This window comes from Vulcanisaeta souniana JCM 11219 (assembly GCF_026000775.1).
Classification (GTDB): domain Archaea; phylum Thermoproteota; class Thermoprotei; order Thermoproteales; family Thermocladiaceae; genus Vulcanisaeta; species Vulcanisaeta souniana.
Genome location: NZ_AP026830.1, coordinates 834,064 through 847,713, shown reverse-complemented (window position 1 = coordinate 847,713; position 13,650 = coordinate 834,064). Strand labels below are relative to the sequence as shown.

General features: G+C 44.6%; 14 protein-coding genes and 1 tRNA gene. 6 read left to right on the top strand and 9 right to left on the bottom strand.

Annotated features, from left to right (window positions below; genetic code table 11):
- Positions 1 to 319: 319 nt before the first annotated feature.
- Positions 320 to 640, top strand: coding sequence for a hypothetical protein (locus Vsou_RS04460; protein ID WP_054844685.1), 321 nt, complete (start codon positions 320 to 322; stop codon positions 638 to 640).
- On the opposite strand, the gene Vsou_RS04455 is transcribed toward Vsou_RS04460, so the two are convergent.
- The gene (locus Vsou_RS04455) at positions 607 to 876 is read right to left on the bottom strand and encodes a hypothetical protein (RefSeq protein WP_229709686.1); all 270 of its coding nucleotides are present in this window, start codon (positions 874 to 876) and stop codon (positions 607 to 609) included. The two genes, Vsou_RS04460 and Vsou_RS04455, sit on opposite strands and share 34 nt — an antisense overlap.
- Positions 877 to 912: 36 nt before the next feature.
- Complete coding sequence (locus Vsou_RS04450) at positions 913 to 2,247, bottom strand: hypothetical protein (RefSeq protein WP_229709687.1); 1,335 nt, start codon at positions 2,245 to 2,247, stop codon at positions 913 to 915.
- Positions 2,248 to 2,416: 169 nt separating this feature from the next.
- Between Vsou_RS04450 and Vsou_RS04445 the strand changes: the two genes are divergently transcribed.
- Positions 2,417 to 3,883, top strand: coding sequence for an aldehyde dehydrogenase family protein (locus Vsou_RS04445; RefSeq protein WP_188602464.1), 1,467 nt, complete (start codon positions 2,417 to 2,419; stop codon positions 3,881 to 3,883).
- 29 nt (positions 3,884 to 3,912) lie between these two features.
- Here Vsou_RS04445 and Vsou_RS04440 read toward each other — a convergent pair whose 3' ends face one another.
- The gene (locus Vsou_RS04440; protein WP_188602465.1) at positions 3,913 to 5,481 is read right to left on the bottom strand and encodes an L-glutamate gamma-semialdehyde dehydrogenase; all 1,569 of its coding nucleotides are present in this window, start codon (positions 5,479 to 5,481) and stop codon (positions 3,913 to 3,915) included.
- A 133-nt stretch (positions 5,482 to 5,614) separates the two neighbouring features.
- Between Vsou_RS04440 and Vsou_RS04435 the strand changes: the two genes are divergently transcribed.
- A complete protein-coding gene (locus tag Vsou_RS04435) occupies positions 5,615 to 6,481 on the top strand; it encodes a hypothetical protein (protein ID WP_188602466.1) in 867 nt (288 codons plus the stop codon).
- Positions 6,482 to 6,637: 156 nt separating this feature from the next.
- On the opposite strand, the gene Vsou_RS04430 is transcribed toward Vsou_RS04435, so the two are convergent.
- Positions 6,638 to 7,762 (bottom strand): hypothetical protein, encoded by a 1,125-nt coding sequence (locus Vsou_RS04430; protein WP_188602467.1) that lies wholly within the window; start codon positions 7,760 to 7,762, stop codon positions 6,638 to 6,640.
- 768 nt (positions 7,763 to 8,530) lie between these two features.
- Here Vsou_RS04430 and Vsou_RS04425 point away from each other — a divergent pair.
- A complete protein-coding gene (locus tag Vsou_RS04425; RefSeq protein ID WP_188602468.1) occupies positions 8,531 to 8,686 on the top strand; it encodes a hypothetical protein in 156 nt (51 codons plus the stop codon).
- A 253-nt stretch (positions 8,687 to 8,939) separates the two neighbouring features.
- On the opposite strand, the gene Vsou_RS04420 is transcribed toward Vsou_RS04425, so the two are convergent.
- The 4 genes from Vsou_RS04420 to Vsou_RS04410 form a co-directional block, all read right to left on the bottom strand.
- Positions 8,940 to 9,013: transfer RNA gene (locus Vsou_RS04420), tRNA-Phe, on the bottom strand.
- A 257-nt stretch (positions 9,014 to 9,270) separates the two neighbouring features.
- A complete protein-coding gene (locus Vsou_RS04415; protein ID WP_264890775.1) occupies positions 9,271 to 9,402 on the bottom strand; it encodes a hypothetical protein in 132 nt (43 codons plus the stop codon).
- An 8-nt stretch (positions 9,403 to 9,410) separates the two neighbouring features.
- Entirely contained in the window at positions 9,411 to 9,521 is a 111-nt protein-coding gene (locus Vsou_RS13345; RefSeq protein WP_373286815.1) for a hypothetical protein, read from the bottom strand.
- 282 nt (positions 9,522 to 9,803) lie between these two features.
- Positions 9,804 to 10,532, bottom strand: a complete 729-nt coding sequence (locus Vsou_RS04410; RefSeq protein WP_188602470.1) for a queuosine precursor transporter — start codon at positions 10,530 to 10,532, stop codon at positions 9,804 to 9,806.
- Positions 10,533 to 10,709: 177 nt separating this feature from the next.
- On the opposite strand from Vsou_RS04410, the gene Vsou_RS04405 reads away from it, so the two are divergent.
- Positions 10,710 to 11,270, top strand: a complete 561-nt coding sequence (locus Vsou_RS04405) for a coiled-coil domain-containing protein (RefSeq protein WP_188602471.1) — start codon at positions 10,710 to 10,712, stop codon at positions 11,268 to 11,270.
- 46 nt (positions 11,271 to 11,316) lie between these two features.
- Here the strand turns inward: Vsou_RS04405 and Vsou_RS04400 are convergent, their stop codons facing one another.
- Positions 11,317 to 12,057 carry a 5-formyltetrahydrofolate cyclo-ligase gene (locus Vsou_RS04400; RefSeq protein ID WP_188602635.1) on the bottom strand — a complete coding sequence of 247 codons (741 nt, stop codon included), beginning with the start codon at positions 12,055 to 12,057 and terminating at the stop codon, positions 11,317 to 11,319.
- 149 nt (positions 12,058 to 12,206) lie between these two features.
- Here Vsou_RS04400 and Vsou_RS04395 point away from each other — a divergent pair, with 149 nt between their 5' ends.
- Positions 12,207 to 13,631: a tetratricopeptide repeat protein gene (locus Vsou_RS04395; RefSeq protein ID WP_188602472.1), complete on the top strand. Its 1,425-nt coding sequence runs from the start codon at positions 12,207 to 12,209 to the stop codon at positions 13,629 to 13,631.
- The last annotated feature ends 19 nt before the right edge of the window (positions 13,632 to 13,650 follow it).

The following is a 13,650-nucleotide window of genomic DNA, read 5'->3' as shown; positions in this document are numbered from 1 at the left end:
GTAAATATCAACCGTGGACTGGGTATTAATAATGTATTACTGATTATCGTTGTGCGTAAGCTACTACGATACTTATTTAGGGTATTACATCTTCATATCCGTATGAGGTCACGCTTATTAAGCCATTACTAACGGCTTAGTTATGTGGTGATCTTAAATTCTAATGCGTATCTAACGTGATGCGCGATTTAATGAAGTAATTAATTACTTTAGGCTAGAGCCGGTGAACCCATGATCAATCCACTTATGATTACCCTAGCATTCATGTGGTGATACGTTGCGTAATAAGGCTTTAAAAACGGCGTGAGGTGTTTTGGCGATGAGAAGGGTATTCGTGGTAACCGCATTAGTGATTATTGTGCTTATAATTGCCATAATAATTGCTGTATCAAGATTGGGAGGTCAGTCCTCATCGTTCATGAATTACATTAATGACCTCAGGGAATTACTAATCAACGGTTCATTCGCTGCGATGTACTATGAAAATGTCACTTACGTCACGATAGGGAGCAATATGCATTATGAGTCTAATGAGCATTTAATTGACTATGACTATATGGGTATAGGCTTCATAAATGGAAGTAGGGCAGTCCCTGGATTTGTGGGTTATTGGCATGGGCGTGCGTTGAAGTCTGCGTAAAACGTTGGTGCTGGGTAGTAATTGCTTAGGTTACTTATGTAAACCTGGTAATTAAACTCATAAACAATAGGGTTACCGTTACATGCGCCAGTTAAGGGTTCAGACGTAATACTTATTGATGATGAAATAGTGCTGATTGTCTCTGCGTTGAAGGATATGCCCACTAATAGGTAGTTTAGGAACAGGTCTAGCTTTGGGGGTATTGATATGCCCATGGCTTCGAGTATTGAGCCCATATCGCTTGCAAGGGCGAGGAGGGGTGACGCACCTACCTAAGTATCAATATCCCCTGCGGTAATATATCCTGTACCGCTTGGGAATGTTATTGTGTTGAATGCCTTATTATTGAGTAGTGTCTGTATGTACTTCATAATCACCCCTGGATCCAGTGGCTCCGCCTCAAACTCATTGACGTTGGTGTTGTTATAGGCTGCGAACCAAGTCATTATCGCCCACTGCACAGCCTCAACAGTGCCAATGCAGGGATCACCCAACGAACCCACACACTCATACTCCGTATAATTAGCAATCTCAAGATAACCAATTATGGCAATGCCATAAGCACCGGCGCTGGAAATACTGGGCGCTGAGACGGCATAATTTGCGCTCACATTTGCATATTCGCATAAAGGCGTTATTGGTACCAATGGATTTGTGAAGTAGCATTCATAATTTAATAGCGTGTAGCTATTTTGGTTACTTTGTAGTTGTAGTATGTAGCCTATCCCGGGTATTTCTACATTAACTCCGGCGTTTGTTGGTATTGCCAGTGATAGGGTGAAGCCAGCCCCGGTGTAGGTGGATTGGCTAAGCTCAATGCCCACCCGAACATCACTCTCACCCACGTAATTCACCTCCGACGACCGTACCACCTGGGCCACCACCGGGAATGGTGTGTTATCCCGAGTCAGCAGCACCGTGTTAAGTTGCCAATACCAACACTCCTCCCCACTCTTGTAAGGGCCACCACTAGCAACTACACAACCAGCGGATGCTGTGCTTGGTGGTTGTGTTGATGGGTCTTGGAAGGATGGGGCAGCACCACCCGTGGCATTCACGGTCAACCCGACCTTCGCTACCCTCGTATAATTAATTACAACATCAACAACCGAGCCCCTAGCGAGCATTGGTATTATTGGTATGGTGACGAACCCCGTGACCACGGAGGGGCCCTTGCTTGTGTTCGTTATTGTGCTTATGAAGAGGATTATCGATGGACCAGCCATGTCAGGGGTCATCCTTAGGTAATTATCAAGCTCAAGGGCATACGCCGTGTAATTACCCACGTTTATCACGAAACTCGTTGAATTGCTCAGGTAATGCCCAACATCGACGAAACCACCAACGGAGGGGCCTGTGGCGTATATGAAGAACCTGGCGTTGGTGTGGGGATACGGTGTGGGGGCGTTGGTGATGGCGATGTTTATGAGTGGGTACTCACTTGGTGGGCTAAAGGTCAGTATGTTCAGGGGCCAGGGTAATTCGGGATACCTAATGTACTCAACCACATAACCAGGCCCACTATACCTAAGGACCACACGACCAATGTGGGCGTAAATAAGGAGTGACGAGTAGGCAACCATTATGACGAGCGCGGTTATGATCAACCAACCACCTCAACCCCACAACCATCAAGAGTAATAAATCTTACGGACTTTTTTGCTTTGTTGTTTCCTTTTCCTTTAGTGCTGATGATGTTTATATAATAATGTTCTTAGGCTTAGGCTTAAACTTTATTAAATAGTATTAATTAGTGGTTCTATTTGGGGTAGTTCTGTGGTTGAGAGGATTTTGAATTACATAAATGGTGAATTCACGCCTCCTTCCGCTGGGGAGTTTAGGGTTAAGAGAAGCCCTATCGATGATTCACCACTGGCTGAGGTTCCCGTCAGCGGTAGAGATGATACTAGAGCAGCCATCGACGCCGCCTATGATGCTTTGAGGAGCTGGTCAAGGTTAACGGCAATTAAGAGGGCTGAATACCTCTACAGGATTCATGAGGAGTTCGTTAAAATGGAGGACGAGTTCATTAGGGTGTTGATTGAGGAGGGTGGGGGTATTTATAAGAAGGCTTGGGGTGAGGTTGTATTTACTGAAAGGTTGATCCTAAACGCCGCTGAAATGGCTAGGCACATCGAGGGTAAGACCCTAAACTCTGATAGCGAGGCCACGGTGTCCATGGTATTTAAGAAACCGAAGGGTGTTGTTGGTGTAATAACCCCGTGGAATTACCCCTTATCCATATCCATGAAGAAGATTGCCCATGCCTTGGCCTCGGGGAACACGGTTGTCTACAAACCCGCCAGCGACACGCCCATAACAGGCTACTTAATAGCTCAACTTGCGCATAAGGCTGGTTTACCCAAGGGTGTTCTTAACGTGGTCTTTGGGCTCGGTGGTGTTGTTGGTGATGAGATTGTCGTAAATAAGAAGGTCACGCACATAACCTTCACAGGCGAGTCGGCCACTGGCAGGGAGATTGCGTCAAAGGCAGGTGGCGCTCTAAAGACTGTTACCCTCGAACTCGGTGGTAGTGACCCATTAATAATATTGGACGACGCCGATCCTGACTACGCCGCTAGGCTGGCTGTATTTGCCGCGTTCTTCCATCAGGGTCAGATATGTACATCGGCTAAGAGGATAATCGTGCATAGGGGGATAGCCGATAAGTTCATACAGAGGTTTGTTGAATATACGAAGATGCTTAGGATAGGTGACCCGAGGGTTGATAAGAACGTTGACCAGGGCCCATTGATTAATAGAAACCAGGTTGAGACAATGCGAGGCTTCTTAAAGGATGCACTTGATAAGGGGGCTAAGGTATTAACTGGTGGTGAGGTTAATGGAAACTACTTCACACCAACGATATTAATAAACGTGGACCTGAACATGAGGGTTATGAGGGAGGAGGTTTTCGGCCCCATCAGGCCGGTGGTGGTTGTGGATAATGATGAGGAGGCAATTGAGATTGTTAATAGTACAGACTACGGCTTAAGCGGTGCGGTCATAACTAGGGATATTAACAGGGCCATGTACATTGCTGAAAACGTGGAGTCCGGAATGTTCCACATAAATGATGTGACCTTCCTCGAGGAGAGCCATGTACCTTTTGGTGGAATTAAGGCATCAGGCTTCGGTAGGGAGGGCGGTGAGTATTCATTCCACGAAAACACATACGATAAGTGGCTCACGATAACCCTAAGGACCAGGAGATTCCCAATACCATCAGCTTTAAAGGGTTAGGTTATTTTGAGTTTGCCCGCTTTATCCCCCTAAAGAACCACAGTCCTGGCTTGTTCCCTGGCGAAGTTGAGTAGATAGTATGGCCCATTAACACCCTTACCTGTAGCTCCACTGGCCTTCCACCCCGTGAACGGCTGGGCACCTGGCCAGGCCCCGGTGGTGGCTCCTCCCCTCCTATTCGCATAAACTACGCCGAACTCTATATTGTCAAAGAAGTATTGCACCTCATTGGGATCCTCTGAGAATATACCGGCTGTTAAGCCGTACTCCGTGTCGTTGGCCTTGGCCAGGGCCTCCTCAAGCGTTTCAAAGGTGTCCACTAGGAGTATTGGCACGAAGAGTTCAGTATACCAAAGGTAGTTTCCTCTGGGTAGGTTAGTAATTATGGCTGGCTCAACGTAGTAACCTCTGGCAAACTCCCCACTTTCTAGAACCTTACCGCCGTACACAACCTTACCACCTGCCGAAACGGCATCAGCAATGTACTTCCTGTAATTATCCTGCGCCCTCTTGTTTATTAAGGGGCCTAGGAACGTTGACCTAAGCCTTGGGTCGCCCACCGTGACTATCTGCCTGGTCTTCTCAATAAGTTTGTTCAGGAATTCATCATACACCTGCCTTTGTACATAAACCCTCGACGTCGCTGAGCACTTTTGACCTCCATAACCAAAGGCAGCCCTAACAACGCCCTCGGCTGCCTTATCCAGGTCAGCCTTTGCCGTTACTATGACTGGGTTCTTGCTACCCATCTCTAGTACTATGGGTTTAGGCCAGGGCTGGGACTGGGTGAACCTCCTGTAAAGTCTCATGCCAACGTCCCTAGACCCCGTGAATGCTATACCGGCAACCTTGGGGTTGGCCACGATCGCATCCTCGAAACTCTCGCCGGGGCCTGTCACTAGGTTAACCACGCCTGGTGGTATCCCGGCCTCGATCATTAATTTGTAGAGCATTATTGCTGTCAATGGGGCTTCACTGGTGGGCTTCCAAACAGCGGTATTGCCCATTAACAGTACCCCGGTCAGCATGCCCTTGGCCAGGGCTATTGGGAAATTGAATGGGGAAATAACCGCCCAAGCCCCATAGGGCCTTAAAACACTGACAGGTCTCTCGCCAGGCACTGGGGACTGCATGGGCTCCTCGAAACCGTTAACCTTATGTATTAGGTCCACGTAGTACCTAACCACGTCAATAGCCTCATGAACCTCGGCTAGAGCTTCATACCTATTCTTACCGACTTCATAGGTTATGAGAGCGGCCAACCTAAACCTATCTCTCTCAATCAAGTCAGCCAGCCTACCCATTACCTTAGCCCTATCCTTCCAGTCAAGCCTTGACCACTCACGGAAAGCCTTAATTGCCTCGTCCAGAGCCCGGCTGAACTCCTCGCCACTCCCTCGCTGGAATTTGCCAATCAGTATATTAACATCTATTGGACTTCTCTTCTCAAACTTACCGCCCGTATAGGTCTCCTTACCGCCTATGTACATCGGCCACTCCCTACCTAAATCCTCCTTAACCTCCTCAAGGGCCCTCTCGTACTGAGGATGTATTGATTCATCTGCCAGTATTGCTACGTAAGTTACCTTACCGGTCACGGTTAAACTGCTTATACTAAGTTTTTAATAATTACCCTAAGTATATAAAAATAAACAAAAATAAATAGAATAACATGGAAAAATACATTAATGGTGCGTAATCTTTAAAAATAAATATAGCACGTAATTGATAATGAGAAGCACGTACGTAATTGCCGCATTGTTAGTAGTAATAGTCATTATCGCCGTGTCAATCGCCGTATTAAGGCAGTCAACGCAGCCCGCATCACCCATGAGTTATGTCAATAACTTCAGGGACCTATTAAGCAATGGCTCGTTTACGGCAACGTATAGTGGGAGTTACGTGGAAATATCAATTACGAACACCAACAATGAGGTTATTCGTTGTAATTCAACATCAGATTTTAGTGTTGGGTCAATTAATGGTAGTAGGGCTTTCATCGATGTAATAAAGACCACATGTAATGGCTTGGCTTCCAATGTGCAATTCATACCTATGCAGGAAATGGCCTATTGGATTAATGGAAGCGACCTATGCGAGGCTGCTTATGTGGTTATGAATAATCACGGGTCAGGTAGCATTAACTGCCTACCATTAGGGAGATACTCAGTATTTACGGCATTTTTACCCTTTGATGAGTTATTGGGTAATGCCACATTTGCAATTGCTGTTCAGGGGTACAGTATTAATTATTCGATTACCACGTACATTAATTACGTCAACACCACCAAATGGCATGGGCAGGCTGTGTATTGTTTTAACGTGATTAGTAATTTAACCAGGGCGCAGAGCATGGCGGGTAGCCTTGGGCTTCGTAGTAGTAATGATATAACCGAGTTAATATGCCTGCTACCCAATGGTTTACCGGCAATTAGGATAATCAATGAAACGGTAGTTCTATCCCCATTGTCGAGTAGGAGTACGTACATGTACGTCGTGCAGAGCAAGTCTGAGCTTGTGAATTATACATTAAGTTACTTTAATGTAACGGCATTTAATGAATTAATCTCAATGGCGAGAAGCCAGGGAAATGGCTAATTACATAATGTGATGCTTGCTGTGATCCAATCTAATGATGCCGGGTAATTTAATATATAGTATCACATTAGAATACCCTGCTTATTTCTTTCTCGTCAATTATAGAAGTAACTTCCGGTGCGGAGGCATTTTAAATGAAGACTTGAACAAGGGTCATTAACCATAGCTTGATAGTAGTGGTATTGTTAAATTCCCAATGCTTGTATTCAATACGACATATCCGTAGGGTAGTTGGGCAGCACTGAGTGGGGGTGTGCGGTTCGCAATACAGGTGATTGATGATTTGAATAATGATGCCCAACTACTTGTTAATGTTATAACATTCAATGGCATTAAGGTGGAGCGATATGACTGGGCTGGTAGGGATATGTTGACAATGCTTGTTGCATTTATTATCAATGGACTGTTTAGGGTGCATGAGGTTAGTAATGAACCATTATATATGTATATATAGTAACCATTAATAGTTATGGCACTCGGTAATGGGTTCTCAAGGACTAAGTTAATTGCACTAATTGGAGATCCGCAACTGGAGTTTGTACAGTATAGGTACATAGGTATTATGATGTATTTTGCGAAGCCCATTGGTTGATTTACCGGTATTATTTCGGTTATTGAGGCGTTATACATAGCCCAAGCTGGCACTAGGGTATTGTTAATTATTGTAATTGATACTTTCATACCTACTAACTCACCCGTGAGATTAATGCCATTGAATGATTTAAAGTCAGGATAGCCGAATCCCGCGAAGTAGGTACGTGTTGAATTATATAATGCTATTGCAATTGGTAACATCACCGTGGACCTTGGTGGCACTAGAACCACTGTTTGGTTTGGTATTAATTCACTGAATATTGGTGGCCCAGCATATACTCTCATCGTTATACTCATGAGTTCATTCGTCGGATTCGTTATGTTTAGAAACAACGCAAGGTTATCATTAACCTTAGTATAGGCGTAGAGTACAGGCTCAACTCTAATTAATGATTCATAAACGGCATTGACGATCCCCGTGTAATTAGCCCTCAGTCTATTGTACTGAGATTGAAGCATTGTATAATTCACCAGTAAATTCTTATACACTGTTTCAAGGTTCACATAATTCGTCATTAATTGATCATATTGTACCTGTAATGCCGTGTAGTTTATTCTCAAGGCACCAATCTCGTACTGCAGTGAGGCAATCTTTAAAGCCTTATTACTAATTACCACACCCAGGAAAGCAGTGACAATAACAAGGATAATTACAATGACGACGCATACAGAGACCTTCTCTCTCATGATTATACCGTTAAAGATAGTTTAGTTTACCTATTTATTTCTTTACTAGATTTTAGTTTTGGTATTAACACTACCGTGGTTTGCGTATTCCACGAAGTAAACAATGTGTACGACTACCCAGTCAATATCATTATGATTGAGATGCCGGTCAATAGAACGATCTCATGATCATTGGTGATCTACGGCTTAGGGACCACGGTACCCGCCAATAATTCCGTGGCAATCACGGTATACGTAGGCCAATATTAATAAGTCAAACTGTGACTAATAGTCCTTATATGCCGACATATTACACAACAATCCTGCCTACATTACCGTAAGCCCCAGTAATAATTACGTTATTGGCACACAATCCTTAGCATCGCAAGTCTCGCTAGGTCCCACCTACGTGCCAGGTAAAGCCCAGGCATACTTCGTGCGTGCCTATAATAACAACTATTTATTGTTCATAACCATGGTACTAATAACCATAATGGTTGGTGTGATAGTGAGTATAATAGTCACAAGGGCTATCTATAAACTGAACAGCAGTCCATAATATAACGGCATTTCATTCATGGCAATAGAATGAACCAGAAAGCATGAAGCTAAAACTAAGCCGTAAATAATGGGAAAAGCAGATGTAAATTGGTAACGATAAAACTGAGTCAAGCAATGGGCATATTATTCAAATCGTGACGGTGGACGTGATTACTCTAGGTCTCGTAAATAGATTTTTAAATCGCGTCAATCATAAGCATAGGGCACGAAGAAGACTATTGCCTGGAGATGTTTGGTGAGGAAGTCAAGGTGATAAAGCAGGTAAAAGCGTTGGGCAGTGATATTGTTAGGCCTAGGTGCAGGGTCACGTACGTCCTGGCAAGCAGTGAAGAGAGGGTTGTCAGGGTTAGGTACGCATCCAGTGACGAGGCAGGCAAGAGGTAGTGTTGAGCAGATCAATGTGGTACATGGCTGAGTTGTTAATGCGGTGAGTGGGCGTTAGCATCAAGGGCATCACTAAACACCGTGGTATCACATAATCCGCAACAAACCACGAAGCAAGGGAAGAAAAACAGTACGGAATGGAACAAAACATTACAATCACAAACCCATGACAATAATCCCCCAAAACAAGCACGCCCTCAATGAAACCATGCACCATCAATCCCCAAGACACTAAGAATTAATAACGATTTGATGCCCCGGCCGGGACTTGAACCCGGGTCCTACCGGTCTTCAGCCGGTCGCTCTCCCAGGCTGAGCTACCGGGGCGGGACTGTGTTTCTTATTGGGGGATTTAAGTTTTTTGTCCTGCTTTATGGTTTCAGTATGTTGTTGATTTTCTTGGGTTAATTTTAGTTATTATTAGCATGCTCAAGGTGTTCTTCATTGTGTGTTTTTATGATTATTTCGTTTATTTTTGTTTATATTGATTAGTTTCTTTGTGCCTATTAGTGCGACTTCATTGTTTTCGTGTATGGATAGTGCTCCCTCTGGGCCTGGTCCGTTGTATTGATGCTCGTGTAGTTCTAGTGCCGGTGGTGTGTTTGTTTATGTACTTGGATTTTTACTTCGATTATCCTGGCTATTTCCTTCTCCCTAGTCGTGGGCATCAGGGCTATTGTGTAATCAACCTCCTTAGTAACCCGCCTCGGGATCAATATCCCTATTAAACGCCTTGGTTATTTTTATCCCTAACATCTATGGCCAAAGCTCCGAGTAAAACCTTCCATGCCTGAAATGCCTTACCTGCCGAGCTCCTTATGAGATCCAACTCGATGAATTTCTCGGTCGGCTTAACCTAGGTTTGTCCCCTTTCACTCTAATCTCCCTATTTACTAGGTCTATCCAGGGCTTAGCCGCTTGTCATATTGTTTCATCAAACCTTAAATACTTGCCCTGGCATACCTATTGTGGTGATTTGGATCTCGAGTGCTGAATTTGTGATGAGGGCTCGCAAAGATGATTAATAGCATTACCTAACTACTTTATTGTGTCATTCCACGAAACACCTGGAAAAGCGGGTGTCTTGGGGAGAAAATGTATAGTGCACTAGAATTACTTATCTGCCTGTCGGAGTTGGCTGTGTTGCAAGGCCATACTGCAGCGCCCTCCTGTTAATCCACACGGCCAGCACCGTCATTGGTACTAGGCTTAGTTTGACTGCTAGTTGCGAAGCCATTAATAGCCAGATGTTTGGTACGACACCGTAGAAGGCGGTTGGTATGAAGACCAGGGTGTCTATGGTCATCGCAACAGGGTCTGAATAACCAACCCTCCTCAATACGCCACCCCTCAGCCTACTCACGAGGAATACATCGTAGGTCTCGGAGATTATGAATGCCGTTATTGAGGCTATGGCAATCCTCGCCGAGGTACTCATGATACTTGCGAAGGCACCCTGCAATCCCTGCCAGAAGGGTGCGGGTGGGTATGTGATGACTAGCCAGTTTATGATGAATATCAACGCCTGTAAATAGGCGGCAATCCTAACAACCCAATAACCAACCCTCCTACCATACCTGAGCGTTAGGAAGTCAAGCATTGCGACGCTGGCACTGTACGTGAAGACACCCATGGGTATTACCATGGGGCCCACGAATGCGCCAATCTTCGACGCCATGTATTGGCTAATTGTGAGGAGGAGCATGTAATTCATGGCAGCCACAGGGAGCAACAAGTCATCCCTACCAAACCTATGCAGTAGCCACAACACGCCTGCAACGGCTATGTACGTTATTAGGGCGTAGCTGTAGAGTTCAGGCAGGCTTACCAGGTTATTCAATATCATACAGGTTATTCCTGACTGGCAGGTATTAAAGCAATACCACAATGCACCAGGTTAGGTGCATTGTTGGGCATGGTTTATTAGGAATTGATCGGTTAACATTATCACGATTAATACGACATTAACTAATGCTGAGATAAACGCTTTTATATCCGTGTGGGGTGGTTTATTGATTAAGTAATGGAGTCCGTGGTTGGCCCAGTCATTGATAAGGCGTTGGATGCCGTGATGAAGAAGGTGGAGAGTGGCAAGAAGTTAACTACTGAGGACTTAGTCGTATTAATGCTTGGCATGTTTAGGGAGACCAACAGGAGGATTGATGACTTGAATAGGAGGGTTGATACATTATTTGAAGCATTCAATAAAAGGGTTGATGCATTGGAGAATGAGATTAATGGGAGGTTTAATGCGTATGATGAGAAGATAGCCCTGCTCGATAAGAAGATTGATGATAAGTTCGCAGAGCTTGATAAGAAAATAGATGAGAAATTTACCATACTAGATAGGAAAATTGATGAGAAGGTTAGCGAGTTGATGAGGAGGATCGATGAGGTAGATGGTAAGGCTGAGTCACGTAGCAGCTCATTAAGTGTTAGGATTGATTCCATAAACGCCAGGATAGATGCAATATACGGCGAGTTAAATGGGCGTATAAATGGGTTGGCTGAGAGGATTGATAGACTTTACGAGTTGTTGGGTAGGATATATGAGACGTTGATTAAGCAGGTAAGTGGCCCATGAGGGCACCATAACTTCACTCGGGAGGTACGTACCGGCTTTTATTTCCTTACTGTCCTGCACTATTGAGTCGAGCCTTTAACTCGTTGAGTAGTGGTATTTCACTGAACATTTCGTTTGTGACGAATTCCCAGTAAATGCCGCGTGGCTTTGGGTCAACCCTATTGGTCCTAATCACCCTGCTTGGGGTGACTATCACGTCCACGGGCAAATCAAATGGTTCCCTGGGTATTTCATCACTTACTAGCTGTAATTCGTGGACTGTGGTTATTACTGGCGTATCCTCACCAACCTTATCCAGGGCGCTCGCGATTCCCCACTCGATCTCTGCGTAGCCATGCGATTTACCTAACCTGCGTCCATTGTTTGGGTTGACGGCTACGGAGCCTATTATTACGAGGTCTATCCTGGGCATGCCCCAGGGCTTGATCGGAACGCCCCACCTGAACATTCCCCTTATTGTAGATGCCTCGCCGTAATACTGCCTCGGTATCTTACGTGGGTCAAGCATTAGGAAGCCCTCCCTGATCCTTGGCGTTGGCGTTATTAGGAGTTTTCCGTTGATCAGCGTTAATTCCCTACACCTACGTTGAGGACTGTCCGGGTTTATCTTCACCACACGGGCCCTAATGAACTCAGAAAGGGTAACAACCAACTCGCAGGCCCTGTCCGCACCTACGAAGTTAGGTATCCTACCATAGACAGGCCTTGGGAATAACGCCGCATTTCTCTCCTCAAGCAGCTTCCAAATCCTCTCCCTAATCGCCTGTTTAATGTCCTTAACATCCATCATTAATACCCATGCCTATTGAGGAATTAAATAGGATTGCCCGTGTCCAGTTAATCACTGGGTTATGGCTTAAGTAATGGTTTAATGATCATCCCACCATCGTGATAGTTTTAATAAGGGTTCTCGTAAATATTTACTACCGGTAAATAATGCCATGTAGTTTAAGGGAGTTAATTGTCAAGGTACTTTCGATACTAGAGACTGTAGATGTTAGGGAATTGGTGGGTATTCTTGGGGTTTCAGTTAATGATGTGGTGAATTCTGTAAGTGGGTTAATTACCATGGAGGGCGATACCGTTAAACTCAATGAAGCGGGTATTAAGGAGGCTTCGGGCATTAATTGTGAGGTTGAGGCTTATGGCAGGCTCTATGAGTATTATAGGGCTAAGCCGCGTAGTCTTGAGAGGGATGTTGCTATTGCCGAGTATGGCTATAGGTATGCTGAGTATCTAAACTTCCCTAAGGACGTCTCCAAGGAGGTTCTTGAGGTATGCCTTAGGCTTGCTAGGTTTGGTTTTGGGTCCAACGTTGCCGAGCTTGCCCGTAAGTATGGGGTTAGGGCATTCATTGTTGGGCTTAGGGCCGGTGATTACTGCAGCGCCATTGATGGATTAAGTTACGCGGTGAGGAAGGCCGATCCACTGGGTTTGATGCCATTTATCGGCCAGGCCATGTCAATTAATAAGGAATTGATCAAGAACTGCATTATTAATTACGTTGGGTTGATGCTTCATGTTGGTGATGGTTTCATCAGCCGCAATTACTTCAGGGAGGTCCTACGCTTCATTGATGATGGCCTAAGAACTCTGTCCAACGTGGTAGATGAGGTCACGTGTTACTTAAGAGTCAGGTTACTAAATACTAAGGCTCAGGCATTAACTGGCATAGGCAATTATGAGGAAGCGATCAGCGACTTAAACAAGAGTTTAGACACTTTAAACAAGTGCGCCATGGATGAAATAACCAGGCGCCGTGCGGCGCTGGAGATCATGGATAGGCTGGGGGTTGTTAATTACATGACGGGTAATTACGCTGAGGCATCCCGTTACTTCCTAAGTGTTTTAAATGAATCCGTTAGGCTGGGTGAGGAATCATTTGCCGCATCGTCCAATCATAATTACGTGAAATCAACAATACTTAGCAATGTGGGTTGTACTGATTACTCGCGGTATCTCGAATCAATGAGTGGTTGGAGCCTATATGATTCGCTTAGGTATTACTCATCAATTAATGATAATGCTAACCTAAGTAAGGTTAAGTTGTTGATTGCTGTACTTTTAATTGGGGTTGGTAAGTTTGATGAGACATTTAAAGTCATTAATGATGGTTATGGTGGGGAGGTTCATAGATTCCTTAAGGAATTGCTCGAATTGCTCCTGGGCAAGAGGGATTTTGTGAATACTGATTATGTAAGTATGAGGTTAACAATGCTTGGGAATTTCGTAAATCAATTAATTCAATTATTTAAGTTAAGCAGTGACAAGTCATTGGGTGAGGTCATTAATCGTGAACTACACCCAGTAATTTACGAAATACTGACATGTAGGTTGCCTAAGTTACTGCTGTTGTTGTGATTAGCACCGTGGTTTGCGG